The following is a 25408-nucleotide window of genomic DNA, read 5'->3' as shown; positions in this document are numbered from 1 at the left end:
ACAAATCGGGATTTACCCATCGAGGCTACTCGACGGGGCACACGCTGGACAAACTCGGCCGGCCGCCGCGAATGTCACGCCACTGCGAGTTCGCCGACGATTTTTCACTGTCGCGTTACATTCGCGGGCCGACAATCCCGCTCAACGGCCCCAATGCGCCCTCAATGCGCGGCGGTGTCCCAGGTGCGGCCGTAGCCCACCGACACCTCGAGCGGGACGTCGAGCGGGTAGGCGCCGCCCATCTTCTCGCGCACCAGCGCTTCGACCTGTTCCCGCTCACCGGGCGCGATTTCGAAAAGCAGCTCGTCGTGCACCTGCAGCAGCATGCGGGAGGCCAGGCCGGCCCCCTTGATTGCCTTGTCGACCTCGATCATGGCCACCTTGATGATGTCGGCCGCGCTGCCCTGGATGGGTGCGTTGAGCGCGGCCCGCTCGGCGGCCTCCCGTAGCTGACGATTGCTGCTGTCCAGCTCGGCCAGATAGCGGCGGCGGCCCAACACCGTGGAGGTGTAGCCGTCCTTGCGGGCCTGCTCCACGACGGCATGCAGGTAGTCGCGCACCCCGCCGAATCGGGCGAAGTACTGGTCCATCTGGACCCTGGCCTCCTCGGTGGAGATCTTCAGCTGGGCGGCCAGCCCGTACACGCTCAGCCCGTAGGCCAGCCCGTACGACATGGCCTTGACCCGGCGGCGCAACTCGGGGGTGACCTCCTCGATCGGCACGCCGAATGCCCGCGAGGCAACAAACGAGTGCAGGTCCTCCCCCGTGTTGAAAGCTTCGATCAGGCCTTCGTCGCGGGACAGGTGCGCCATGATCCGCATCTCGATCTGGCTGTAGTCGGCGGTCATCAGCTCGTCGTAGGCAAAATCGGGGCCGTTGCCGACCACGAACGCGTCCCGGATCTGCCGCCCCGCGTCGGTGCGGATCGGGATGTTCTGCAGGTTGGGTTCGGCGGACGACAGCCTGCCGGTCGCCGCGATCGTCTGGTTGTAGGTGGTATGGATCCGGCCGTCGGCGGCCACCGAATTCAGTAACCCGTCGACGGTGACCTTCGACCGGGTGACGTCGCGGTGGGCCAGCAGGTGCTGCAGAAACGGGTGTCCGGTCTTGTCGAACAGCGATTGCAGGGCGTCGGCGTCGGTGGTGTAGCCGGTCTTGGTCCGCTTGGTCTTCGGCATTCCGAGTTCGTCGAAGAGCACCACCTGCAGCTGCTTGGGTGAGCCCAGGTTGATTCGCTTGCCGATCACGGCGTAGGCGGCCTCGGCGGCGTCGCGGATCTGGTCGCTGAATTGGCTTTGCAACTCGCTCAGCTGCTGCATGTCGACGGCGATGCCGGCGCTTTCCATGTCCGCCAGCACGTGCTGCACCGGCAGCTCCATTTCGGCCAACAGCGCGGTGGAGTCGATGCGCTCCAGCTCGACGTCCAGCGCATCGGCCAGGTCCACGACGGCCTGGGCCCGCAGTATCAGGGTCTGGACGGCTTGCTCGTCCACTCCGTCGGTGCTATCGAGCAACGAAAGCTGCTGTTGCTCAGCCTTTTCCGCACGCAGCTCGCGATGCAGGTAGCGCAGTGAGAGATCGTCGAGGGTGAAGCTCCGCTGCCCCGGCCGCACCAGGTAGGCCGCCAGCGCGGTGTCGGAGGTGATGCCGTTCAGCGTCCACCCGCGGCCCGCCAGGTCGTGGATGGCCAACTTGGCCTCGTGCAGCGCCTTGGGTTTCGCGGGATCGGCCAGCCAGGCCGCCAGTGCGGCATCGTCGTCGGGGGTCAACGTCACGGTGTCGATGTAGCCGCCCTCGCCGTCGGCGGCGAGGGCCAGCCCGGTGGCGTCCCCACCGTACGGCAGGTGGGTGCCCGCGACGGCCAGGCCTACCCGACGCCCGTCGCCGGCGTGCTCGGCCAGCCACTTCCCAACCGTGCCGGGCTCCAGCGCGCCGCCGCGCACGTCAAAGCCCTCATCGACCTCGGGTACACGCCCACCAGCGGCGGCCAGCGTGTCGAACAACCGCTCCCGCAACACCCGGAACTCGAGGTCGTCGAAAAGCCGGTGAATCTGTTCGCGGTTCCACGGCTGCAGCCGCAGCGTGTCCGGGGTTTGCGCCAGCGGGACGTCGCGAACCAGGTCGGTGAGTTCGCGGTTGCGCACCACGCTGGCCAGGTTGGCCCGCACCGCGTCACCCACCTTGCCTCGGATTGAGTCGACGTTGTCGACCAGCCCTTGCAGCGAGCCGTACTCGGAGATCAACTTCGAGGCGGTTTTCTCCCCCACGCCGGGAATGCCGGGCAGGTTGTCGCTGGGATCGCCCCGCAGCGCGGCGAAGTCGGGGTATTGCTGGGGGGTCAGCCCATACTTTTCGACGACGGCATCGGGGGTGAAGCGGGTGAGCTCGCTCACCCCTTTGCGTGGGTACAGCACCGTCACGTCGTCGGTGATGAGCTGCAGGGAGTCACGGTCGCTGGAGACCACCAGCACGCGGTAGCCCTCGTTTTCGGCCTGGGTGGCCAGCGTAGCGATCAGGTCGTCGGCTTCGAATCCGGGCTCCGAAAGCACCGTGATGCCCAGCGCGCCCAGCACTTTCTTGGTGATGTCGATTTGACCGAGGAACTCGGGGGGCGTCGACGACCGGTTGGCCTTGTACTCCGGGTAACGCTCGGCGCGGAACGTCTGCCGCGACACGTCGAACGCCGCGGCGATGTGCGTCGGGGACTCGTCGCGAAGCAGGTTGATCAGCATGGCGGTGAAGCCGTACACCGCGTTGGTGGTCAGGCCGGCGCGGGTCTTGAATTTCTCGGCGGGCAGCGCGTAGAACGCCCGAAACGCCAGCGCATTGCCATCCAGCAACATCAGTGTCGGCTTGGCTGGAGCTCCGTTGGCCTCGATAGCCGATGGTGTGGCAGTCACGGCTTCACTCTATGCACTCGGTGTGACGACCACCCGGGCCAGAACTGCAACACGTTTCAGTTTTGGACTTTCGCTGGGTAGGCTGGCCCGGTGCCAGAGGTCATCCGCCAAGAACCGGCGATCGATGGATGGTTCGCCGCCGACGCCACGGCCGAGGGGGCGGGCGGTCCGTATCTGATCGGCAGCAAATGCCCCGAGTGCGGCACCTACGTCTTTCCGCCCCGGGAGAACAACTGCCCCAATCCGGCCTGCGCCAGCGACACGCTGGAGTCGGTGGCGTTGTCGACGCGGGGGACGCTGTGGAGCTACACCGAAAACCGCTACGCGCCGCCGCCGCCCTATCCCGCCCCGGACCCCTTTGAGCCGTTCGCGGTCGCCGCGGTCGAGCTGGCCAAGGAGGGGCTGATCGTCTTGGGCAAGGTGGTGGAAGGCACGCTGGCCGCCGACTTGAAGGTGGGCATGGAGATGGAACTGACCACCATGCCGCTGTTCACCGACGACGACGGCGTCGAGCGTGTCGTGCACGCGTGGAGGATCGCGTCGTGAGTGCGCCCGAACCGCTCTACATCCTGGGCGCCGGAATGCACCCCTGGGGCAAATGGGGCAACGACTTCACCGAGTACGGCGTGGCCGCGGCCCGGTCCGCCCTGCGGGAAGCCGGCCTGGACTGGCGTCAGATCCAGCTGGTGGCCGGCGCGGACACCATCCGTAACGGCTATCCGGGATTCGTCGCGGGGGCGACGTTCGCGCAGAAGCTCGGCTGGAACGGCGTGCCGGTCAGCTCGAGCTACGCCGCGTGCGCCAGCGGTTCGCAGGCGCTGCAGAGCGCCCGGGCTCAGATCCTGGCCGGTTTCTGCGACGTGGCGCTGGTGATCGGCGCCGACACCACGCCGAAGGGCTTTTTCGCGCCCGTCGGGGGCGAGCGCCGCAACGACCCCGACTGGCAGCGCTTCCACCTCATCGGGGCCACCAACCCGGTGTACTTCGCGCTGCTCGCCCGGCGCCGCATGGACCTCTACGGCGCCACGCTCGAGGATTTCGCGCAGGTGAAGGTCAAGAACTCCCGCCATGGCCTGCACAATCCGAACGCCCGGTTCCGCAAGGAGACCTCCGTCGAGGACGTGCTGGCCAGCCCGATGGTGGCCGACCCGTTGCGGCTGCTGGACATCTGCGCCACCTCCGACGGCGCGGCGGCGCTGATCGTCGCCAGCGCCGACTTCGCCCGTAAGCACCTCGGCTCGCTCGACGGGGTGCCCTCGGTGCGCGCGGTCAGCACCGTGACCCCGCGCTACCCCCAACACCTGCCCGAACTGCCCGACATCGCGACGGACTCCACCGCGGCGGTCCCGGCACCGGATCGGGTATTCAAGGACCAGATCCTGGACGCGGCCTACGCGGAGGCCGGCATCGGGCCCTCAGACGTGAGCCTGGCCGAGGTCTACGACCTGTCCACCGCGCTGGAACTCGACTGGTACGAGCACTTGGGTTTGTGCCCCAAGGGTGAGGCCGAGGCGCTGCTGCGCAGCGGAGCCACCACCATCGGCGGCAAGGTCCCGGTCAACCCGTCGGGCGGGCTGGCTTGTTTCGGCGAGGCGATTCCCGCCCAGGCCATCGCCCAGGTCTGCGAGCTGACCTGGCAACTGCGCGGTCAGGCCACCGGCCGGCAGGTGGAGGACGCCACGGTCGGCGTCACGGCCAACCAGGGCCTGTTCGGGCATGGTTCCTCGGTGATCGTGGCCCGCTAATCGGGTTTCGCGCGAGCGTGCGCAGTTGTACGTCCGTAGCGGCGTGCCGGCGTACAGACACGCACGCTCGCGGACCACGGCAGGCTAGTCGTCGCGACCGAGGGTTTCCAGGACCACTTCGGCCACCCGTTTCATGGTGGTCCGCCGGTCCATGGCGGCGCGCTGGATCCACTTGAACGCCTCGGGCTCGGTCATGCCCTGCTTGGTCTGCAACAGGCCTTTGGCGCGTTCGACGAGCTTGCGGGTCTCCAGCCGGTCGGACAGCGTCGCCACCTCGCGTTCCAGCGCGGAGATCTCGCCGAACCGGCTGACGGCCAACTCGATGGCCGGGATCAGGTCGCTGATGGTGAAGGGCTTGACCAGGTAGGCCATCGCCCCGGCGTCGCGGGCGCGTTCGACCAGGTCGCGCTGGCTGAACGCGGTCAGCACGACGATCGGCGCGATGCGTTTGCTGGCAATCTCCGACGCCGCGTCGATCCCGTCGCGGCGCGGCATCTTCACGTCCATGATCACCAGGTCGGGCTTATGGCGTTCGGCGAGTTCGACGGCCTCCTGGCCGTCGCCGGCCTCGCCGACGATCTCGTAACCCTCCTCTCGCAGCATCTCGGCCAGGTCCAGTCGGATGAGCGCTTCGTCTTCGGCGATCAGGACCCGGCGCGGCACAGCGGCGTCGGCGTTGGTCGTGGGGCCTGTCATGACCGACATTGTCTCGTGCGCCGCCGCGACCAGCGACGTCGGGGGCGGTGCGAACCGATCACCACACCGATCCTCTATGGTGGGAGGCTGCTTTAAGGTGGGGGGTCGGACCCCTCGCCGTAAGAGCCCTCGTATCCCAACTGGCAGAGGAAACGGACTCAAAACCCGTCCAGTGTGGGTTCGAATCCCACCGAGGGCACCATCCCGGATTCACCGCCGTACTGGGTAAACATCCAGCCCTGCGGTTACGCTTTGAATGTGGCGGCGAAGAAGTGCGGTGCCCCACCGAAGCGGTCGGATGGCTCGCCGGGACGCCCGGATTGTGTGGCGGCGGTGCGGGCCCAGACCCGCGACCGCAATCAGCACTACGCCGACAGCGCCGCGCGCCGGGCGCGGATCCTCACGATGACCGCGTGGTTGGCCGTGGTGGTGAGCGCGAGCTTTGTGCTCGTGCAGATCGTGAGCGGATCGTGGCTGTGGCAGGTCAGCTCGATTAACGTCATCGGCGCGATGGTTTTTGCGACGGTTCCGTGGCTGCAGCGATTCGGGGAATTGGTTGCGCCGCTTACCTTTCTCGGCGCGGCGTACGTCTCGATCTTCGCCAGCTGCCTGGACGTGGGCACCGGCGCGGGGGCTCAGTTCTTCTTTCTGGTGGGCGCCTGCATAGTCGTGCTGTTACTGGGGATCGAACACATCGTTTTGGCGTCCGCGCTGGCGGCCGTCGCCGCCGGCCTGATCATCGCTGTCGAGTTTCTGGTCCCCCGTGACACCGGGCTCCAGGCCCCGTGGGTCCAGTCGGTGGGCTTCGTCGTCACGGCCATTTCCAGCGTCGTGATGGTGGTCGTGACGGTGTGGTTCGCCCTGCGTGACACCGCGCGCGCCGAAGCCGTCATGGAAGCCCAGTACGAGCGCTCCGAGACCCTGCTGGCCAACATGCTGCCGGCCAGCATCGCCGAGCGGCTCAAGGAGCCCGACCGCAGCGTGATCGCAGACAAGTACGACGTCGCCTCGGTTTTGTTCGCCGACATCGTCGGGTTCACCGAACGTGCCAGCAGCACGGCGCCGACCGACCTGGTGCGCTTCCTCGACCGCTTGTACGGCGCTTTCGACGCACTCGCGGACAAGCACGGACTGGAGAAGATCAAAGTCAGCGGCGACTCCTACATGGTGGTCAGCGGGGTTCCGCGGGCGCGGACCGACCATGCCCAGGCTCTCGCGGATTTTGCGCTCGACATGGCCAATGTTGCGGCGGGACTTAAGGATCCGCACGGCCAGCCGGTTCCGCTGCGCGTGGGCATGTCCTGCGGGCCGGTGGTCGCGGGCGTCGTGGGTTCTCGCCGGTTCTTCTACGACGTGTGGGGGGACGCGGTCAATGTCGCGTCCCGGATGGAAGCCACCGACTCGGTGGGACGTATCCAAGTGCCCGAGGCGATGTACGGGCGCCTCAAGGACGAATTCGTGCTGCAGGAGCGCGGCCACATCGATGTCAAGGGCAAGGGCCCCATGCGCACCTGGTATCTGATCGGCCGCAAGGCAACCGAAGAATCCACCGACGTGCTTGCCGAGGAACCGCGTACGGCCCACGTCTGAGCCTGAGCCGAAATGCTCTATGCCGAGACCGCGTTGTGTGTCAGACTGCGGCCATGCAAACCACTCCTGGGACCACCCCTGTTCCAAGCTTGTTGCCGCACTTGTGGAAATCCACGCTGGTATCGGGAATCCTGTCGCTGATCCTCGGCATCCTGATACTGGCGTGGCCGGGAATATCCATCCTGGCTGCCGCCGTCGCGTTCGGCGTTTACCTCCTGGTCATCGGTGCCGCGCAGGTGGTCTTCGCATTCAGCCTGCATGTTTCGGCGGGAAGCCGCGTCCTGCTGTTCATCAGCGGGGCCGCATCACTTATCCTGGCCGTCTTGGCGTTTCGTCATTTCGGTCAGGGATACGCAGTCCTGTTGCTGGCCATCTGGATTGGCATCGGGTTCATCTTCCGCGGCGTCGCCACGACGATTTCCGCCATCAGCGACCCCGCACTGCCCGGACGGGGATGGTCGATTTTCGTCGGCGTGATCAGCCTGCTCGCCGGCATCGTCGTCTTAGCATCGCCGTTCGCGTCGATCGTCACACTGGCGATCGTGGTCGGCGTCTGGTTCATCGTCATCGGGGTGTTCGAAATCGTGTCGTCGTTTGGCATCCGCAAGTCGTCGAAAACGCTCGACGGTTGAGCCGCTTTGCCTATAGCGCCGACGGAAACAGTTCTACTACAATGCGTCGTAGCCGTTTTTTCGGCCTCCGTAGTTTCGGGAGATGACAGATGAATGTCGTCGATATTTCGCGGTGGCAGTTCGGTATCACTACCGTCTACCACTTCATCTTCGTGCCGCTCACGATCGGCCTGGCCCCCCTGCTCGCCGTGATGCAAACGGTATGGGTGGCTACCGGTAATGCCGCGTGGTACCGGCTCACCAAATTCTTCGGCAAGCTGTTCCTGATCAACTTCGCCATCGGCGTGGCCACCGGGATCGTCCAGGAATTCCAGTTCGGCATGAACTGGAGCGAGTATTCCCGGTTCGTCGGTGACATCTTCGGCGCGCCGCTGGCCATGGAAGGCCTGTTCGCGTTCTTCTTCGAATCCACCTTCATCGGCCTGTGGATCTTCGGCTGGGGCCGGCTGCCCAAGCTGGTCCACCTGGCGTGCATCTGGATTGTCGCGATCGGTGTCAACGTGTCCGCGTTCTTCATCATCGTGGCGAACTCGTTCATGCAGCACCCGGTCGGCGCGCACTACAATCCGGCGACGCACCGTGCCGAGTTAGACAGCATCGGCGCGTTGCTGTCCAATAACACTGCGCTAGCGGCGTTTTCGCATACGGTGATCGGGTCGTTGCTGACGGCCGGAACATTCGTCGCCGCCGTCAGCGCGTGGTGGCTGGTGCGTTCGCGCAATGCGGCAACCGCCACCCCCGCCGTGGAATCGGACACCCGCGCCATATTTCGCCCGGCGACGATCCTGGGATGTTGGGTGGTGCTGATCGCCGCGGTCGGTTTGTTCTTCACCGGTGACCGCCAGGGCAAGCTGATGTTCGTTCAGCAACCGATGAAGATGGCGTCGGCCGAAACGCTGTGTGACACCCAAACGGATCCGGACTTTTCCGTCCTGACGGTCGGCCGGCACAACAACTGCGACGGTGTCAAGGGCGTCATCGAGGTGCCCTACGTGCTGCCGTTCCTCGCCCAGGGCCGCACCAGCGACGTCACGTTGCAGGGTGTGCGCAACATCCAGCAGGACTACGAACACCGATTCGGACCAAACGACTACCGGCCCAACCTGTTCGTGACCTACTGGTCGTTCCGCGCGATGATCGGGCTGCTCGCTATTCCGGTGTTGTTCGCGCTGGCGGCGTTGTGGTTCACCCGCGGCGGCCGGATTCCCGATCGGCGATGGTTCTCCTGGCTGGCGCTGGTGACCATTCCCACGCCGTTTCTGGCCAACATCTCCGGCTGGGTGTTCACCGAGATGGGCCGCCAGCCATGGATCGTCGCGCCGAATCCGACCGGCGACCAGCAGGTTCGGTTCACCGTCCACGAAGCCGTCTCCAACCACGCGCCCGGCATGGTCGTCACCTCGCTGGTGACGTTCACCCTCGTCTACGCGGTGCTCGCGGTCGTCTGGTTCTGGTTGCAAAGGCGCTACATCGTCGAAGGGCCGCAGGAACACGACGCGGAACCGGTTGCCCCCCGGGCACCCGGCGACGACGAGGCGGCACCGCTGTCGTTCGCGTACTGACGCCAAGGCCTGCTGACCCGGAAAGGAGTTGACCGGTGGGACTGCAAGAGTTGTGGTTCGGCATCATCGGGATGCTATTCCTCGGTTTCTTCATCCTGGAGGGCTTCGACTTCGGCGTGGGCATGCTGATGGAGCCGTTCGCCCGCGTGGGCATGGGTGAACCGGAACCCCTGCGCCGCACGGCGCTCAACACCATCGGACCGATCTGGGACGGCAACGAGGTGTGGCTGATCGTCGGCGGCGCAGCGATGTTCGCCGCCTTTCCCGGCTGGTACGCCACCGTGTTTTCCACGCTGTATCTGCCGCTGCTGGCGATCCTGTTCGGCATGATCCTGCGTGCCGTGGCGATCGAATGGCGCGGCAAGGTCGATGACACGAAATGGCGCGGCTGGGCCGATTTCGGCATCGCCGCCGGGTCCTGGCTGCCCGCGATCCTGTGGGGTGTAGCGTTCGCGATCCTGGTCCGCGGGCTTCCGGTGGACGCCGATGGCCACGTGCACTTGTCGATCACCGACGTGCTCAACGCCTACACGCTGCTGGGCGGGTTGGCCACCGCCGGGCTGTTTTTGTTCTACGGCGCGGTGTTCGTCGCTTTGAAGACCTCGGGCGCGATCCGCGACGACGCGCACCGATTCGCGGTCTGGTTGTCGCTTCCGGTGACCGGTGTGGTTGCGGGCTTTGGGCTTTGGACGCAATTGGCGTACGGCAAGGGCTGGACCTGGGCGGCGCTCGGCGTCGCGGTGGTCGCGCAGCTGGCCGCGGTGCTGTTGGTGTGGCGGCGCGCGTCCGACGGCTGGGCGTTCGCATGCACCGCGACGGTCGTTGCGGCCGTGGTGATCCTGCTGTTTGGCGCCCTGTATCCGAACCTGGTCCCCTCGACGCTGAACAAGCAATGGAGCGTGACGATCTACAATGCCTCGTCGACCCCCTACACCCTCAAGGTCATGACCTGGGTGACGGCGATCATGGCCCCGCTGACGGTGGTCTACCAGGCGTGGACGTATTGGGTGTTCCGGCAACGGATCTCGGCGGAACGCATACCACCTCCCATCGGCCTGGCGAGGCGCGCGTCCTGAGCGCACAGGAGTCGCTGCCCGCCTCGAAATCCGGGCGCCCTCTGGACCCGCGACTGTGGCGGACATCGGCCGCATTGCGGCGTTATCTGATCGCCACGGTGGGCTGCGGAATGGTCATCTCCGGCTGCGCGATCGCCTCGGCAATCGTGCTGGCCGGCATCGTGGCACGCGTCGTCGGCGATCCCTCGGCACACGGCCGGCGGGCCTGGCTCGGGCCCCTGTCAATCCTGTTGGCGCTGTGGGTTGTCCGTACGGTGACGCACTGGCTTCAGGCGCGCCTGGGTCAACGGGGGGCCAGCGCGGTGATCGCCGACCTGTCCGGTCAGGTGCTGGCGGCGGTGACCGCCCGGCAGCCCGGGGAGCTCGCCGCCCAGCGCGATGCCGCCGCGGTGGTGGTCACCCGCGGCCTGGACGGGCTGCGTCCCTACTTCACCGGGTATCTACCGACACTGCTGCTGGCCGCGATCCTGACCCCGGCGACCGTTGCCGTGATCGCGGTCTACGACCTGAAATCGACGGTGATCGTGGCGATCACCCTGCCCCTGATACCGGTTTTCATGGTGCTGATCGGGCTGGCAACGGCCGACCGATCGGCGGCGGCGCTGGCCGCCATGACTACCCTGCAGGCGCGGTTGCTGGATCTGATCGCCGGTATCCCCACGCTGCGGGCGCTGGGACGGGGCCGGGGCCCGGAACACCGTATCGCCGAACTCGCTGCCGCCCATCGTCGCTCGGCCATGGCGACGCTGCGGATCGCGTTCCTGTCGGCGCTGGTGCTTGAATTGCTGGCCACACTGGGCGTGGCGCTGATCGCGGTCGGTATCGGTCTTCGGCTGGTGTTCGGTGAGATGACCCTGGCCACCGGTCTGACGGTGCTGCTGCTGGCACCGGACGTCTACTGGCCGCTGCGCCGGATCGGCGTGGAATTCCATGCCGCGCAAGACGGCAGGACCGCCGCCGATAGGGCGTTCGCGCTCATCGGTGAGCCGGTCGCCGCAAAGGCCCGGAACCGGACGGTCGCCGCGCGCGGCGCACGGATCCGCCTCGAAAAGCTCTGCGTGGCAGGCAGGGACGGCCACGCGCCGCGCGACCTCACCGCGGTGATCGAACCCGGTCGGGTGACGGTGCTGACCGGACACAATGGCGCCGGCAAGAGCACCACGCTGCAGGCGATCGCCGGAGTCACCGTGCCATCGTCGGGCCGGGTCACCGTGGCCGGAATCGACGTCGCCGACCTGGACCCGGCCGCTTGGTGGCGGCAGCTGTCCTGGCTACCGCAACGCCCCGTGCTGGTCCCGGGCACGGTGCACGACAACCTGATCCTATTGGGTAAGTTGCATGATCTTGGAAAGGCTTGTGCAGCATCGGGTTTCGATACCGTTCTGGCCGAGCTGCCCGACGGGATGGACACCATGCTCGGGCGCGGAGGCGTCGGGCTGTCGCTGGGACAGCGGCAACGGCTGGGCCTGGCACGAGCGCTTGGATCGTCGGCCGCGGTGCTGCTGCTCGATGAGCCCACCGCACACCTGGACACCCAGGCCGAGCGGCGGGTGTTACGGGCCCTCGTCGAGCGGGCACGCGCCGGCGCGACCGTGGTCGTCGTCGGCCATCGCGAGCCCGTCATCACAATCGCTGACCAGGTCGTCGAGGTGACCGCGGACGGTGGGGTGCGTTATGCGCCGGTCTGATCCCGCCGCGGCGACCGCAAGCGCGGCAACGCCGGGCGCGGCGGGTCGCCGCCAAAAAACCACGCCGACCGCAAGCCTGCTGCGTCCGCGGCTGCCCCGCCTCCTGGCCGCCATCGCGTTGGGGGTGCTGTCGCTGGGCAGCGCGCTGGCCCTGGCCGGGTTTTCGGCGTGGCTGATCACGCGGGCCTGGCAGATGCCGCCCGTGCTGGACCTGTCCGTCGCGGTCGTCGCGGTGCGCACGTTCGCGATCTCGCGGGGCGTGTTGCACTACTGCGAGCGGCTGGCCACCCACGACACCGCGCTGCGCGCGGCCGGCACGGCCCGAGCGCAGATCTATCACCGGCTGGCCCACGGACCGGCGGCGGCCGCCGTCCGGTTGCACAGCGGTGAGCTGGTGGCTCGGGTGGGCGCCGACGTCGACGAACTGGCCAACGTGTTGGTGCGCGCGGTGGTGCCGATTGGCGTCGCGGCGGTGCTGGCGCTGGCGGCAACCGCGGTCGTGGCGGCCATTTCGCTGCCGGCCGCCACGGTACTGGCGATCTGTCTGCTGATCGCCGGCTTTGTTGCGCCGAGGCTTGCCGGCAGCGCCGCCGCAACGCAGGAAGAGATTGCCCGGCAACATCATTCCGACCGCAACACGTCGGCGATGATCGCTCTCGAACACGCACCGGAGCTTCGTGTCGCCGGCGCACTGCCTGACGTGATCACCGAATCGCAACGCCGCCAACGTGCTTGGGGCGATGCCCTTGACGCCGCCGCCAGGCCAGCCGCCGTTGCCGAGGCGATGCCGACCGCGGCGATTGGGGCCAGCGTGCTCGGCGCGGTGGTGGCCGGTATCGGGTTGGCGCCCACGGTCGCGCCCACCACCCTGGCCGTCCTGATGTTGTTGCCGCTGTCCGCGTTCGAGGCGATGACGCCGCTGCCGGCCGCGGCCGTCCAGTTGACCCGGTCGCGGATCGCCGCGCGCCGCTTGCTCGAGCTGACTGCGACCGAGCATCCGAAAGAGCCCGGGAAGTCGGCGCTGACACCGCCCGTCGGCGCAGGCCTGGGAGCACCACCCGCTTGCGGGGGACTGTCTGCCGACATCCGTTCCGGTCACGCGGACGCGGCGCGATCAACCCGGGTGAGGCTGGATCTGCCGCTGGGTGCCCGGCTCGCCGTTACCGGCGCCAGCGGTTCCGGTAAGACGACGCTGCTGATGACACTCGCCGGGCTGGTGCCACCACTGGACGGCAAGGTGATGCTGGATGGGATCGACCTGAGCCAGTTCGATGAGGATGAATTGCACCGCGCTGTCAGCTTTTTCGCCGAAGATGCACACGTCTTCGCCACCACCGTCCGTGACAACTTGCTGGTGGCCCGCGGAGACTGCCGAGACGGCGAACTGACGGCGGCGCTGGGCGCGGTCGGGCTCGGCGGGTGGCTCGCCAGCTTGCCCGAAGGGCTGTCAACGGTGTTAGTGGGTGGCGCGCAAGCACTTTCGGCGGGCCAGCGCAGGAGGTTGCTGCTGGCGCGCGCGGTGATCTCGCCCGCAACGATCGTACTGCTCGACGAGCCCGCCGAACACCTCGATGCCGCCGACTCCGAACAGGTCCTTCGCGATCTGTTGGCCCCGGATTCTCGGTTGATGTCCCCTCAACGGACGGTGGTGGTGGCTACTCACCACCTGCCCAAGGGGATCGACTGTCGCGAACTACGCATCGGGTAGGGCATAGTCCAACTGCACACCGCGACTGTAGGTTCAGCTGTTCGCACGGTCGGGCCGGGGAGCGGACACGTTGAAAACGTTGAGCAGTCCACAACCGCCGTGATAGGTCCCGGCGAGTATCGCGATCTCCGCGACTCCCGCTGTGCCAAAGGCTTTTTCCGCGTCGCGGTAGAGCGTGTCGTCGACATGGCGGCTGGTAGCACGCTGGTCAGCCGGGGCAGCGGTTACACGCTGCCGCAATCAGTTCTTCGCGGCTTATCAAGCCAGCGGTCCGTCCGGCTTGCCTTCCAGGACCTCTAGCTCGGCGGCTATTTTGGCGAGCAGGTCTACAATCGCCACGCCGTCTCGCAGACCCACAGGCGCGTAACGCGCCTCGTTGAGCCGGTCGCACAACCGGTTTTCTAATTGCTTGACCTCGGCGGTCAGTTGTTCACTCATCGCAACACCTCACATGGCGCATCAGAACATCGCTTCCACCGGATCGGCCGTCCGGTCAGCGCTGGGTCTGCGGGGATCTCGAAGTAAGGCAGGCTGCTCCACAGTTCGAGCGTGTCGTTGATCAGTCGGATCAAGTGCGGGCTCGACCGGCCGACCCACTAGTCCACCAGCAATGTCGTAGTCTCGGAGCGCTGTGTCGGTTCGTGGCCGACCGTTGCCAACACGAAGATCTACCGCCCCGAAGGAGGCAGCGGGCGTCTCTTCCGGGCCGCAGACCGGACGTTGCGCTCCTCCTGGCAGCTTGCCCGGACAGTACCGCTCCTCGGCGGCACCGACGAAGTGCTGGGCGTCGATGCGAGTCCACGTCGGATGCATCGCCACGACCTGCGTGACGACGTCGGCGAGAGTCTTGCCAGGCTCGTCGGAGACCAGACAGACAGCCACTCCTTGGGCAAAAGCGTCGTCACGGCTTAGGTACAGCCCGAAGAGTTGCAGTGTGCGCAGGTAAACGGTGTTCCTATCGGAAGGGCTCGGATCGGCATTCACCGGCGCGGCCATCACGGCCGATGAAGCCACGCACAGGGCGCCAGCTGCCACGCGGGAGCCTAGAAGTATGGAGCGACGCATGCCGCCTCCCCAACTTATTTAGCGGTACGCAATGTTTGCGTAACCGCAAGTATACCTTGACACGGGCCTGCCGACGAGGTTTGTCAGTAAGTCTCAGACAGAGCGGTCACTGGCCGCCAGGCCAGATCAGCCTGACCACGTCGTCGGGGCCTAGCTCGCCAGCCGCCGTTGCAAACCGGTCGAGGCCCATCGTCAGCAGTTCGCGGTCGCCGGGGTCCATGTCACACAGCACCCGGATGATCGCGGTACGCCGATGTTTCGTCATCCTATCGACCAGTCGCTTCCCCGCGCCGGTGAGGCGCAACGTGATGTGGCGTCGATCGTGTGGTGAGTCTCGGCGGTCAAGCAAACCAGCCCGAATGAGGCGATCGCAGATGCGGCTGGCATTCGACGCATTGACACCTAAACCGGTGGCTACGGCCGCCAGGTTTAGCGGACCTTCCGTAGCGACCATGACCAAAACCCGCAATTGCGGTACGGTCACGTCGCCGTCCACAGCGGCAATGGATGCAGCAGCAATGCCCACGAGTGCCCGCGACGCCCGCAACACCGCGTCGATCTGGTCCGTCGACGGCCCCCCGGCGGCGGCTGGGCGGCGGCGTTGTGTGGGGCTCATGACGATATCTTCCCTCAACCCAGCACATGCTGCAGGGTCATGGTGCGCCTCGCCACTGAGGTTGCTAATGAGCTGACCGCTGAACGCGCTCCCCGGCGGCGCGCGTCCCGGGCCGGTTCGGTGACAGGGACAGATCGTCCGACTTCCCCGCTCACCCGTGGGCAACCCTGTTGCCGCAACGGGTCGTTGCAGATAGCTGGACGCCTGGTTGGCCCGGTGGTCGAGGTGCTGGGGCAAGCGCCGGACCGAATCGAGGTGGGCGTAACCGAGTAGGGCGCGCAGAACATGGATGTCCTTGGCGGCGTGGCTACTTCGGTTACGAATGCTCGATCAGGTGAAGAGGCTGGCGATCTCGATGTGGACGGGGATTCCGGATGGTGACGTTGTAGGAAAACGTCAGGCCCAGCGATGCGCCGAACGGCAAGGTTGGACTCACCTCGTCGATGGCCAGCCGCCGCACCGCTGGCACGGCAATGTAGGACGCCGCGGCGCGCGGTAGCGCGAACAGGATATAGGTTCCCGGTTTGGACTCGGTGTGGGTGAGGTGGCATAGCCGTGGGCGACGCTGATCCCCGGTGTGGCAAACATATTCGGCATCAAGAAACCGCAGGCGATGAAACCGACGCCTGCCGAGCGGAGGTCGCGCTCGCGGGTCACCGCATGGGGGTGTCGTCGACAATACGGATGCCGGTAACGATTTCGGGTTGAATCGCGATGATGGTGGTCATGTTCACCCAGGGGTGTAACCCGGCTACCAGAGAACACGACGACGTCGGGGAATTTTTGAGCCATGGGCCACTCAGAGGTGTCGCCGGCGCGGCATGAACTCCAGCGTCAGCAACACGAACACCAACGGAACCAGCTGGGTCATCGATATCAGCGCGTAACGCCGGGCGTTGAGGGCGTGGAACTTGCGCACGTAGCGGTATAGCGATTCCAGGGCGATCAACGGGTCCAGGACATGGATCAACCGGTAAAAGACCCGTTGGACCCAACCACGATCCTTGTTGTCGAAAAGCTCGGGGAACGCCGCGAACGACAACGAAACCCGCTTCGCCCCAGCGTCTTTGCCGGCCGTGATCATATCCACGCTAAGCCGCTCGTCGATCCCGTTGGGCGCCCCGCGGCGACGCCACGGCACATCCAAACTGATATCGCTACCACCACCGGCGGTGGCATACCGGTGAAAACCCCACACCCGCCCACCGGTATCCCGCGCGATAATCAGTTGAATCCCGGGAAACCGGCCCTCCAACACCCCGTCGAGGTTCATGTAAAACCCCCGATCGGTGCGCGCCCCGCTCGGTGAGGCCCGCACCACCTCGGCGAGCTCGGCCAGCTGCTTGTCGTTGAGGTCCTGCTCGGCCACGATCTCGGTCGTGATCCCGGCGTTGTGCGTGCGCTGCACCGCCTGACGCAGATTGCGGAACTTGCGTCCCACCATCGCAAACCCGGACACCTCGACCACCACGTCACGCCCGATCGGCACCGCCCGCAACGACTGCCCCAACACCGCCGGATCGCTCCAGAGCCCGAGTCGCCGCTGGCTGCACCCCACCACCGCGATCCGCCAACCGCGCGCATGACACATCACCGCGAAATCGGCCACCACCTCGGGAAAAGCCGCCTCCTCACCGATCGGATCCCCACCCACCACGGCAAACCCCAACCGGGTCCGATACGCCAGCGCCGCCGTCCCGTCGCCGCTGAAGTGGTAACACTTGCCGGTCTGCATAGCAAACGGCGCCAGCGGATCGTCACGGGTGGCATTGATCAACGCCCATACCCGCGGCAGATCCCCGCGCCGGGGATGCGATGAGGTCGGCCACATCAACACCAGCCCCGAACTTGCGATCACCAGATCACCCAGCACGTCGAAGGACAACACGTGCAAACCCAGCCCCGCCACCACAAACAAGGCCGCAACCGCCGCATGCATGGCCGTCACCGGACGGCCCAAAAAGATGCCGCGCGCGAGGAACACCACCGCCGCCAGCACCGTCAGCGACCAGGCCAACCGATCGGCGTAGTGCCAGTTCGGCTGGCTGTGATGACGAGCGAGGACCTCGATCAACCAACACGTTGCGCACAGCAACGCCAACGCCCCGATCAACCGGGCCACCAGCGAATCCACCGAGACGACAACACGCTCACGCACACGAGGCTTGGCCGCAACCCCCACAAAAGGCCCGCTCACACCCACCTCCCGATGCGCTAACCATCAGCTGGACCGCCCATGGGCCGCCTCTGCACCGAATACCCGGCTGAGTCGAACTTACGCCCGTCCGCGGCCTTGCCGTGCCGAAATCGGGCGGCTGTCCTGCAGGTATCCCGCCGACCGATTTATCGGCGGGACGGCGGAAAGTATTTCAACACGCCCTCTTGCATCACCGTGGCGATCAGCTGCCCGGAGCGATCGAAGAAATGGCCGGTGCCCAGCCCACGCGAATCCGCGGCCACCGGCGACGACGTCGAATACAACACCCAGTCGTCGAAGTTGACCTGCCGGTGAAACCATACGGAATGGTTGGCGGACGCGGCGAAGATGCGGTCGAAGCCCCACGACAGCCCGTGGGTGGTGATGACCGAGTCCAACACGGTGGTATCCGAGGCGTACACCATGGTCGCCGTGTGCAGCACCGGATCGTCGGGCATCGCGCCCAGCGCCTTGACCCAGACCCGGTTGTGGGGCAGACGCTCGCCTTTGTCCCGCATTACCCAGGCCGGGTCGTTGGTATAGCGCCATTCGATGGGCTGTAGCGCGTTGACGAAGTGCGGGACGGTCTCCTCGTAGCCCCGCAACAACTCGCCGATCGATGGCTGGGTGTGGGGCTGCGGCACCTGCGGAGGCTCGACGGCGTGTTCCAGGCCGCGACCGCCCGACATGTAGGAGATCATCGCCGAGGACAACAGCACGCCATCCTGCACGGCGTCGACGCGCCGATTGGCAAAGCGACGCTCATCGCGCAGCCGCACCACGTGGAATTCGATGTCCTTGGCGGTGTCGCCACCGTTGATGAAGTGCACCGACAGCGCACTGGGCGGCAGGTTGTCCCGGATCAGCGTGCGGCTGCTCGCGACGAACGACTGCGCCATGAGCTGCCCGCCGAAGGTCCGCATCGGGTTCTTGCTGGGATGGGTTCCGATGAACAGATCATTGGCGACGCGGTTGAGGTCGAGTATCGCCAGCAGTTCCTCGAAATCCCGCTTCGGCTCCTGAGACTCACAGCCGGCCGGCACAAGCTCTCCTAGACGTCGTCCTCCCCGATCCGGTGCACGTGGATCAGGTTCGTCGAGCCTACTGTGCCGGGTGGCGCGCCAGCGACGATGACCACCAGGTCGCCGCGCTTGTAGCGACCGAGTTCTAGCAGCGACTTGTCGACCTGGCGGATCATGCCGTCGGTGGACGTCATCATCGGGACGATGAACGTCTCGGTGCCCCAGGTCATGGCGAGCTGGCTGCGCACCTCGGGCCACGCGGTGAAGGCGAGCAGCGGCAGCGGGGTATGCAAACGCGCCAGTCGGCGCACGGTATCGCCGGATTGCGTGAACGCGACCAGGGCCTTGGCGTCGAGCCGCTCGCCGATGTCGCGCGCGGCGTAGGAGATCACGCCGCGTTTGGTGCGCGGCACATGCGTCAGCGGTGGGGCGGCCGTGGAATTCTCCTCGAGGGCGCACACGATCCGCGACATGGTCCGGACCGCCGCCAGCGGATGCTTACCCACCGAGGTCTCCCCGGACAGCATCAGCGCGTCGGCGCCGTCGAGCACGGCGTTGGCGACGTCGGAGGCCTCGGCTCGTGTCGGCCGCGAGTTTTCGATCATCGAGTCGAGCATCTGGGTCGCCACGATGACGGGTTTTGCGTTCTCCCTGGCGATCTGGATGGCCCGCTTCTGAACCAGCGGAACCTCTTCCAGCGGCAGCTCGACGCCGAGGTCCCCGCGGGCCACCATGATGGCGTCAAAGGCCAGCACGATCGCCTCCAGGTTGTCGACGGCCTCGGGCTTCTCCAGCTTGGCAATCACCGGTACCCGCCGCCCGATCCGGTCCATCACCTCGTGCACCAGCTCGACGTCGGACGGCGAGCGCACGAACGACAGGGCAACCAGATCGACGCCGAGGTTCAGCGCGAAGGTCAGATCCTCGATGTCCTTGTCCGACAAGGCAGGAGCGGACACGTTCATTCCGGGCAACGACATGCCCTTGTTGTTGCTGACCGGGCCGCCTTCGGTAACAATGCAGATCACGTCGTTGCCGTCGATGCCGTCGACCACCAGGCTGACCTTGCCGTCGTCGACCAGAACCCGGTCACCGACGGCGGCGTCCTGGATCAACCTCTTGTAGGTGGTCGACACCCGGTCGTGGCTGCCTTCGCAGGCGGCGACGGTGATCCGAACCGTTTCACCGTCGGCCCAGAACGTGGGCCCCGTGGCGAAGCGCCCCAGCCTGATCTTCGGGCCCTGCAAATCGGCGAGCACACCGACCGCGCGGCCGGTGGCATCGGAAGCGGACCGTACCCGCTCGTAGGCGGCTTTGTGATCGGCGTAATCGCCGTGACTGAAGTTCATTCGTGCGACGTCCATTCCGGCCTCTACCAGCGCCAGAATCAGCTCGTCGGAGTTTGTTGCAGGGCCAAGGGTGCAGACGATCTTCCCGCGTCTACTCACGCCGCACCAGCATAGTCGCGCGGGGCCACGCCAGCCCGACTTAACCGATTCGACGCTATGCGGCTACCCACTGAGAATCGTCGGAACTAATGGAAAGCCAGGAAGATTACGCAGCACGGTCCACGCGATCGCCGCGATGGTGATCGTCACCACCGCTGGTATCGGCAGCGCCGGCTCGCCGTGGCGGCGGCGAATCAGCACCCACGCGGCCACGATCGGGATACCGACTAGCAGGAAGACATTGTCGTTGATGCTGGCCATCAGATCACCGTGCAGCAGGTCGTGGGTCATCCGCAGCCCACCGCAGAAGGGGCAATTCCAGCCGGTGAGCCACCTGAACGGGCACAGCGGATACACCGAATTGGTGTTGTGCGGGTCGACGAGCCCGACGTAGCCGAGCGCCCCGGCGAGCACCACCCCGGTGGCGGCCGCGGTGTAATGGCGATGACGATGCGGGGCGTGCTGCGGCGGTGCGGCGCCATTCCACGGCTGGTCGGTCACGTTTTCAGCATGCCAGATCGCCGAAGCTTCCACCGAAGGTCGGTCTGGCAATCTTGCGGGCTACGGATCTTCGTCGTCGTGTCGGAATCGTTCGGGGTGGTAGTAGGGGTTGGTTCGTGGTTGTCCGTCGTCGAGGTGGGGTGGCGGGATCCATTCGGTTTCGCCGCGGGCGTTGGTGCGGGTGGTCCAGCCCTGTTCTGCGAGCCGGTTATCGGGCCCGCAGGCCAGTGCGAGGTCGTTGATATGGGTGCGCCGGGTGGTCTGCGGCCTCGGACGTGGTGGACTTGGCTGTGGTAGGCCGGTGCGTCACAGCCCGGCTTCGTACACCCCCGGTCCTTGGCGTACAACATGATTCGCTGTGCGGGGGAGGCGAATCGTTTGGTGTGATACAGCGCCAGCGGCCTGCCGTTGTCGAAGGTCGCCAGATAGTGATTGGCGTGGCTGGCCATGCGGATCACATCACTCATGGGCACCAGCGAGCCGCCCCCGGTGTGGGCCTTGCCCGCGGCGGCCTCCAGGTCCTTCAGTGTGGTAGTCACCACGATCGACACGGGCAGCCCGTTGTGCTGGCCCAGCTCGCCGGAGGCCAGCAGGGCGCGCAGCCAGGCCAACAGGCCGTCATGGTTGCGCTGAGCTTGGGAGCGGCCATCGCGGCGCACCGCCTCCTCATCGGGTGTCGCATCGATGACCGGTGCGTCATCCTCGGGGTTGCACGCTCCGGGGGCGGCCAGCTTGGCCAACACGGCCTCCATCGTGGCCCGCGCCTCGGGGGTCAGATAGCCGTTGATCGGCGACATGCCATCGTATTGTTGCTTGCCGATGGTGATCCCACGCTTGCGGGCCCGCTCGGCATCGTTGAATTCCCCGTCAGGATGAAGCCAGTCCATGACCGCCGGGCGTATTTGGCCAACTCATCGGGACGATAGCCGCAGGCCTTGTCGGCCAGGTCGGCCTCGGCGGCCTCCCGGGTAGACACGTCAACCTCGGCGGGCAGATGAGCGAAAAAAACTGCGGATCACCTTGATGTGGCCCTCGCCGATGAGCCCCCGGCGTTGGCCGGCCGCGGTCGTGCTCAGTTGCGGCGCCAACGGCTCACCGGTCAGCGCCCGACGCTCGTCGAGGTCCTCGGCTTCCTCGATGCGCCGGCCGGCCTCGGCCTTGGTGATCCGCAACCGATCGGCCAGCGCGCAGCGCAGCGTGCCGCCCAACTCTTCGTCACCGGCCTGCGCGCCGAGTTGATTGATCAATTGCTGACCCGGCACACCCAGCCGGCGGGTCTCCTGTTCGAGGCGCTCCAGCAACGCCAGCCGCTCGGGAGTCGTCAACGTGTCATAGGAATGCTCGACAACGCGCGACACCGCCGCGCGCAGCACGTCGAAGTCCTCCCGGAACTCCTCGCGCGTGCTCGAACCCATGCCTCAGACTCTACGAAGGACCACCGACAAGAATCACCGCGCTGTGACCACTGAAGCTAAAGTGACACAAGGGATTACAACATCCGCCTGGGTGGGCCGCCACCAGGACAGTCGACAACAGAGTCGCCACCAGTCGCGTGAAAAGCGCACCTTTCGCGCCACAACCCAACGCTGGACGGGTTACTAGCGGACCCTTCGGCTCCTCGGTCGAAAGCTGAATCGCCGCCGGGTTGAGCCGCCGGTGTCCGATATCGTCGCGTCATCGGCGGAGGCCTCCTCAGCGGCCTCTCCCGCGTCGGAGTCTAATTCGTTTGACGCGTCGTCTTGCGCGGCCTTTTCAGCCGCGTCTTCCGGCTCCGATGACTCTGAATCAGCCTCGGGCTCTTCGGCTTCGGGCTCCGCGACTTCCGTCTCCGCGATATCCGGTTCTCCGGCTTCGGGCTCTGGTTCTTCGGTCTTGGCCACTTCGATCTCGTCGGGTTCGGCCTCCGCCTCCTGAACTTCGGCTTCGGCCTTGTCTCCGCTTTCCCCACCGTCAACCGCGGCCGACGCGACGGTCGCCGGTTCGGATTCTGGCGATTCGTCGGGACCATGGCCTTTGCCGCGCAGGCTCTCGGGGGCCTCGCGGCCCTTCGGCGCCAGGATGATGTACACCACGGCGCCGATGAACACGAAGGTCGACGTGAACACGTTGATCCGGATCCCGGCAATGTGTGTGGCGGTGTCGTTGCGCAGCAGCTCGACACCGAAGCGCCCGACGCAGTAGCCGGCCACGTAGAGCGCGAACAACCGCCCGTGGCCCAGCCTGAACCTCCGGTCCAGGTAGATCAATGCGACGAAAACCAGGACGTTCCAAATCAATTCGTAAAGGAACGTGGGTTGCACGACGAACGCGACCTGCCCCGTCGAGACGCCGTCGAGCGAATGCGGGTCGACGTAGCCGGACGGATCCCGACGGTAGAAGATCTCCAAGCCCCACGGCATCGTGGTTTCCCGGCCGTAGAGCTCCTGGTTGAAATAGTTGCCGAGCCGGCCGATGGCCTGCGCCAGGACGATTCCCGGGGCGATCGCGTCGGCGAAGGCGGGCAACGGAATTCCGCGGCGCCGAACGCCGATCCACGCGCCGACGCCGCCGAGGGCTACCGCGCCCCAGATGCCCAAGCCGCCGTCCCAGATCCGCAGCGCCGCACCGAACCCGGCGCCACCCGGGCCCCAGTAGGTCCGCCAGTCGGTGGCCAGGTGATAGAGCCTGCCGCCCACCAGTCCGAACGGCACGGCCCACAGCGCGATGTCGTAGATGACGCCGCGCTGGCCGCCGCGGGCCTCCCAGCGCCGGTCGCCGATCACCAGGCAGACCACGATGCCGGCGATGATGAACAGCGCGTAGGCGCGAATGGGCAACGGCCCCAGGTGCCATACGCCTTGCGGCGGGCTGGGGAAATAGGCGAGCAAGTTCGTCATGAGGCGGCCACCCTCTGCCGCACGCCCGTGGCCAATTCCTCTGTCAATGAGCGCAATGCGGGCAAACCACCGTCGCCCAGCGCCGACACCAGCGCGGATCCGACGATGACACCATCGGCGTAGCTGCCGATCTGCGCGGCCTGCTCTCGCGACCGCACTCCCAGGCCGACGCCGACGGGTATGTCGGACACCGCCTTCACCCTGCGCACCAATTCCGGTGCGGCCCGTGATACCGCGTCGCGCGCGCCGGTCACACCCATTGTCGATGCCGCGTAGACGAACCCGCGCGATGCCTCGACGGTGGTCGCCAACCGCTGGGGTGTCGACGAGGGCGCCACAAGAAATATGCGATCCAACCGATGCTCCTCGGATGCCGCCAACCATTGCCCGGCTTCGTCGGGGATGAGGTCGGGAGTGATCAGGCCGTGCCCGCCGGCCGCCGCGAGGTCCCGCGCGAACGCGTCAACCCCGTAGTGCAGCACCGGATTCCAGTAGGTCATCACCACGGCGCGTCCGCCGGCCAGGCTGATCGCCTCGACCGCGGCCAACGTGTCCCGGACCCGTACTCCCCCGCGCAGCGCGGCCTCGGTCGCCCTGGCGATGGTCGGGCCGTCCATGCCCGGATCCGAATACGGGACTCCGACTTCGATGATGTCGCAACCGGATTCGACCAGGGCGAGCATCGCGTCCACGGAGATGGGCACGTCGGGGTAACCGGTGGGCAGATAGCCGATCAGCGCCGCGCGATTGTCCTCGCGGCACGCATCGAAAGTGGGACCCAGCCTGCTGGCCTCGCTTTGCTCCACCGTCATTGCTTGCCCTGGTCCAGGAGCCCGAACCACTTCGCGGCCGTCTCGACGTCCTTGTCGCCGCGGCCCGACAGGTTCACCACAATGACCGCGCCCCTTCCCAGTTCGACACCCAGCTTGAGGGCACCGGCGACCGCGTGCGCGGATTCGATGGCCGGAATGATGCCTTCGGTGCGGCACAGCAGTCGGAACGCGTCCATCGCCTCGGCGTCGGTGATGGGCCGGTATTCGGCCCGTCCGGTTTCCCTGAGCCACGCGTGTTCGGGACCCACCCCCGGATAGTCCAAACCCGCTGAGATCGAATGGGATTCGATGGTCTGGCCGTCCTCGTCTTGCAGCAGGTAGGAATACGATCCCTGGAAGGCCCCGGGCGAACCGCCGGTAAATGTCGCGGCATGCCTGCCGGTTTCGACGCCGTCGCCGGCGGCCTCGAATCCGACCAGCCGGACGCCGGGGTCATCGAGGAACGCGTGGAAGATCCCGATGGCGTTGGATCCGCCGCCGACGCACGCGGTGACCGCGTCGGGCAACCGGCCCGCCTGAGCCTGGATCTGAACGCGGGTCTCCAGGCCGATGATGCGCTGAAAGTCGCGCACCATGGTCGGAAAGGGATGGGGTCCAGCCGCGGTGCCGAAGCAGTAGTACGTGTTGTCGGCGTTGGTGACCCAATCCCGGAACGCCTCGTTGATGGCGTCCTTGAGCGTTTGCGAACCGCTGTCGACCGAGACGACCTCGGCGCCCAGCAGCCGCATCCGTGCCACGTTGAGCGCCTGGCGCGCGGTGTCGACGGCGCCCATATAAATCACGCAGTCCAGTCCGAGCAGCGCGCATGCGGTGGCGGTGGCGACGCCGTGCTGACCGGCGCCGGTCTCGGCGATCACCCGCGTCTTGCCCATTCTCTTGGCCAGCAACGCCTGGCCGAGCACGTTGTTGATCTTGTGAGAACCGGTGTGGTTCAAGTCTTCTCGTTTGAGGAAGATTCGTGCGCCACCCGCGTGCTCACCGAGCCGGGCCGCCTCATACAGCGGTGACGGCCGGCCTGCATAGTTGGCCTGCAAGTTATCCAGCGTGTCCAAGAAATCCGGGTTGACGCGTTCCTTCTCGTAGGCGGCGGTGACTTCTTCGATCACCGCCATCAGCGCCTCGGCGACGTAGCGACCGCCATAAACGCCGAAATGACCACCCGGGTCGGGATCGTGGCGGGTGGGTTCGGCGATGGCCTCGCTCGAAAGCGGAAGCTCCCGGCGGGTTAGGTCTACCATCACCACTGCTCAACG

At 66.3% G+C, this 25408-nt stretch carries 20 protein-coding genes, 1 tRNA gene and 2 pseudogenes; 9 read left to right on the top strand and 14 right to left on the bottom strand.

The genetic code is table 11. The features are described 5' to 3' along the window. Positions 1–161: 161 nt before the first annotated feature. Positions 162–2843: a DNA polymerase I gene (gene polA, locus K3U93_RS11200; RefSeq protein ID WP_083011213.1), complete on the bottom strand. Its 2682-nt coding sequence runs from the start codon at positions 2841–2843 to the stop codon at positions 162–164. A gap of 147 nt (positions 2844–2990) precedes the next feature. Between polA and K3U93_RS11195 the strand changes: the two genes are divergently transcribed. Together K3U93_RS11195 and K3U93_RS11190 are read left to right on the top strand one after the other, a co-directional pair. Continuing rightward, positions 2991–3446 carry a Zn-ribbon domain-containing OB-fold protein gene (locus K3U93_RS11195; RefSeq protein WP_071509477.1) on the top strand — a complete coding sequence of 152 codons (456 nt, stop codon included), beginning with the start codon at positions 2991–2993 and terminating at the stop codon, positions 3444–3446. A gap of 35 nt (positions 3447–3481) precedes the next feature. Next, a complete protein-coding gene (locus K3U93_RS11190) occupies positions 3482–4645 on the top strand; it encodes a lipid-transfer protein (RefSeq protein WP_071509534.1) in 1164 nt (387 codons plus the stop codon). 84 nt (positions 4646–4729) lie between these two features. On the opposite strand, the gene K3U93_RS11185 is transcribed toward K3U93_RS11190, so the two are convergent. Then, complete coding sequence (locus K3U93_RS11185; RefSeq protein WP_139797068.1) at positions 4730–5341, bottom strand: ANTAR domain-containing response regulator; 612 nt, start codon at positions 5339–5341, stop codon at positions 4730–4732. Between the two features lie 125 nt (positions 5342–5466). On the opposite strand from K3U93_RS11185, the gene K3U93_RS11180 reads away from it, so the two are divergent. The 7 genes from K3U93_RS11180 (at position 5467) to cydC (ending at position 13597) form a co-directional block, all read left to right on the top strand. After that, a tRNA-Leu gene (locus tag K3U93_RS11180) sits at positions 5467–5543 on the top strand. Continuing rightward, positions 5516–6931: an adenylate/guanylate cyclase domain-containing protein gene (locus K3U93_RS11175; RefSeq protein WP_139797069.1), complete on the top strand. Its 1416-nt coding sequence runs from the start codon at positions 5516–5518 to the stop codon at positions 6929–6931. The genes K3U93_RS11180 and K3U93_RS11175 overlap by 28 nt, the downstream gene beginning before the upstream one ends. Positions 6932–6966: 35 nt before the next feature. Beyond that, complete coding sequence (locus K3U93_RS11170) at positions 6967–7563, top strand: HdeD family acid-resistance protein (RefSeq protein ID WP_139797070.1); 597 nt, start codon at positions 6967–6969, stop codon at positions 7561–7563. An 89-nt stretch (positions 7564–7652) separates the two neighbouring features. Beyond that, entirely contained in the window at positions 7653–9125 is a 1473-nt protein-coding gene (locus tag K3U93_RS11165; RefSeq protein ID WP_083011215.1) for a cytochrome ubiquinol oxidase subunit I, read from the top strand. 35 nt (positions 9126–9160) lie between these two features. Next, the gene (gene cydB, locus K3U93_RS11160; RefSeq protein ID WP_071509482.1) at positions 9161–10201 is read left to right on the top strand and encodes a cytochrome d ubiquinol oxidase subunit II; all 1041 of its coding nucleotides are present in this window, start codon (positions 9161–9163) and stop codon (positions 10199–10201) included. Positions 10202–10275: 74 nt separating this feature from the next. Next, on the top strand, positions 10276–11889 hold the full coding sequence (gene cydD / locus K3U93_RS11155) for a thiol reductant ABC exporter subunit CydD (RefSeq protein ID WP_083011216.1): 1614 nt from the start codon (positions 10276–10278) through the stop codon (positions 11887–11889). Beyond that, positions 11876–13597 carry a thiol reductant ABC exporter subunit CydC gene (gene cydC, locus K3U93_RS11150; RefSeq protein WP_083011217.1) on the top strand — a complete coding sequence of 574 codons (1722 nt, stop codon included), beginning with the start codon at positions 11876–11878 and terminating at the stop codon, positions 13595–13597. Before cydD ends, cydC begins: the two co-directional genes overlap by 14 nt. Positions 13598–13855: 258 nt before the next feature. Here cydC and K3U93_RS11145 read toward each other — a convergent pair whose 3' ends face one another. The 12 genes and pseudogenes from K3U93_RS11145 to trpB all read right to left on the bottom strand — a co-directional run bounded on the left by K3U93_RS11145 (position 13856) and on the right by trpB (position 25393). After that, positions 13856–14035, bottom strand: coding sequence for a hypothetical protein (locus tag K3U93_RS11145; RefSeq protein WP_071509484.1), 180 nt, complete (start codon positions 14033–14035; stop codon positions 13856–13858). 21 nt (positions 14036–14056) lie between these two features. Next, positions 14057–14593 (bottom strand): DUF732 domain-containing protein, encoded by a 537-nt coding sequence (locus tag K3U93_RS11140; RefSeq protein ID WP_176220010.1) that lies wholly within the window; start codon positions 14591–14593, stop codon positions 14057–14059. Positions 14594–14768: 175 nt separating this feature from the next. Next, entirely contained in the window at positions 14769–15158 is a 390-nt protein-coding gene (locus tag K3U93_RS11135) for a MarR family winged helix-turn-helix transcriptional regulator (RefSeq protein WP_338156889.1), read from the bottom strand. A gap of 450 nt (positions 15159–15608) precedes the next feature. Then, positions 15609–15923: pseudogene (locus K3U93_RS11130) on the bottom strand (sodium-dependent bicarbonate transport family permease); the annotation flags it as partial. Between the two features lie 154 nt (positions 15924–16077). Then, entirely contained in the window at positions 16078–17475 is a 1398-nt protein-coding gene (locus K3U93_RS11120; protein ID WP_083011252.1) for a bifunctional lysylphosphatidylglycerol flippase/synthetase MprF, read from the bottom strand. Between the two features lie 146 nt (positions 17476–17621). Further along, entirely contained in the window at positions 17622–18518 is an 897-nt protein-coding gene (locus K3U93_RS11115) for an acyl-CoA thioesterase II (RefSeq protein ID WP_083011219.1), read from the bottom strand. An 8-nt stretch (positions 18519–18526) separates the two neighbouring features. Continuing rightward, the gene (gene pyk, locus K3U93_RS11110) at positions 18527–19945 is read right to left on the bottom strand and encodes a pyruvate kinase (RefSeq protein ID WP_083011220.1); all 1419 of its coding nucleotides are present in this window, start codon (positions 19943–19945) and stop codon (positions 18527–18529) included. A gap of 63 nt (positions 19946–20008) precedes the next feature. Further along, positions 20009–20362 (bottom strand): DUF2752 domain-containing protein, encoded by a 354-nt coding sequence (locus K3U93_RS11105; protein WP_139797072.1) that lies wholly within the window; start codon positions 20360–20362, stop codon positions 20009–20011. A gap of 80 nt (positions 20363–20442) precedes the next feature. Next, a pseudogene (locus tag K3U93_RS11100) lies at positions 20443–21861 on the bottom strand (HNH endonuclease signature motif containing protein). A 183-nt stretch (positions 21862–22044) separates the two neighbouring features. Further along, positions 22045–23322: a prolipoprotein diacylglyceryl transferase gene (locus K3U93_RS11095; protein WP_083011222.1), complete on the bottom strand. Its 1278-nt coding sequence runs from the start codon at positions 23320–23322 to the stop codon at positions 22045–22047. Beyond that, positions 23319–24134: a tryptophan synthase subunit alpha gene (gene trpA, locus K3U93_RS11090; RefSeq protein ID WP_071509490.1), complete on the bottom strand. Its 816-nt coding sequence runs from the start codon at positions 24132–24134 to the stop codon at positions 23319–23321. The genes K3U93_RS11095 and trpA overlap by 4 nt, the downstream gene beginning before the upstream one ends. Continuing rightward, entirely contained in the window at positions 24131–25393 is a 1263-nt protein-coding gene (gene trpB / locus K3U93_RS11085; RefSeq protein ID WP_083011254.1) for a tryptophan synthase subunit beta, read from the bottom strand. The genes trpA and trpB overlap by 4 nt, the downstream gene beginning before the upstream one ends. Between the last annotated feature and the right edge of the window lie 15 nt (positions 25394–25408).

The sequence above is a fragment of the Mycobacterium malmoense genome (genome assembly GCF_019645855.1).
GTDB lineage: Bacteria > Actinomycetota > Actinomycetes > Mycobacteriales > Mycobacteriaceae > Mycobacterium > Mycobacterium malmoense.
Note: the sequence above shows the minus strand (reverse complement) of the source record. Positions and strands in the feature narration are given on the sequence as shown.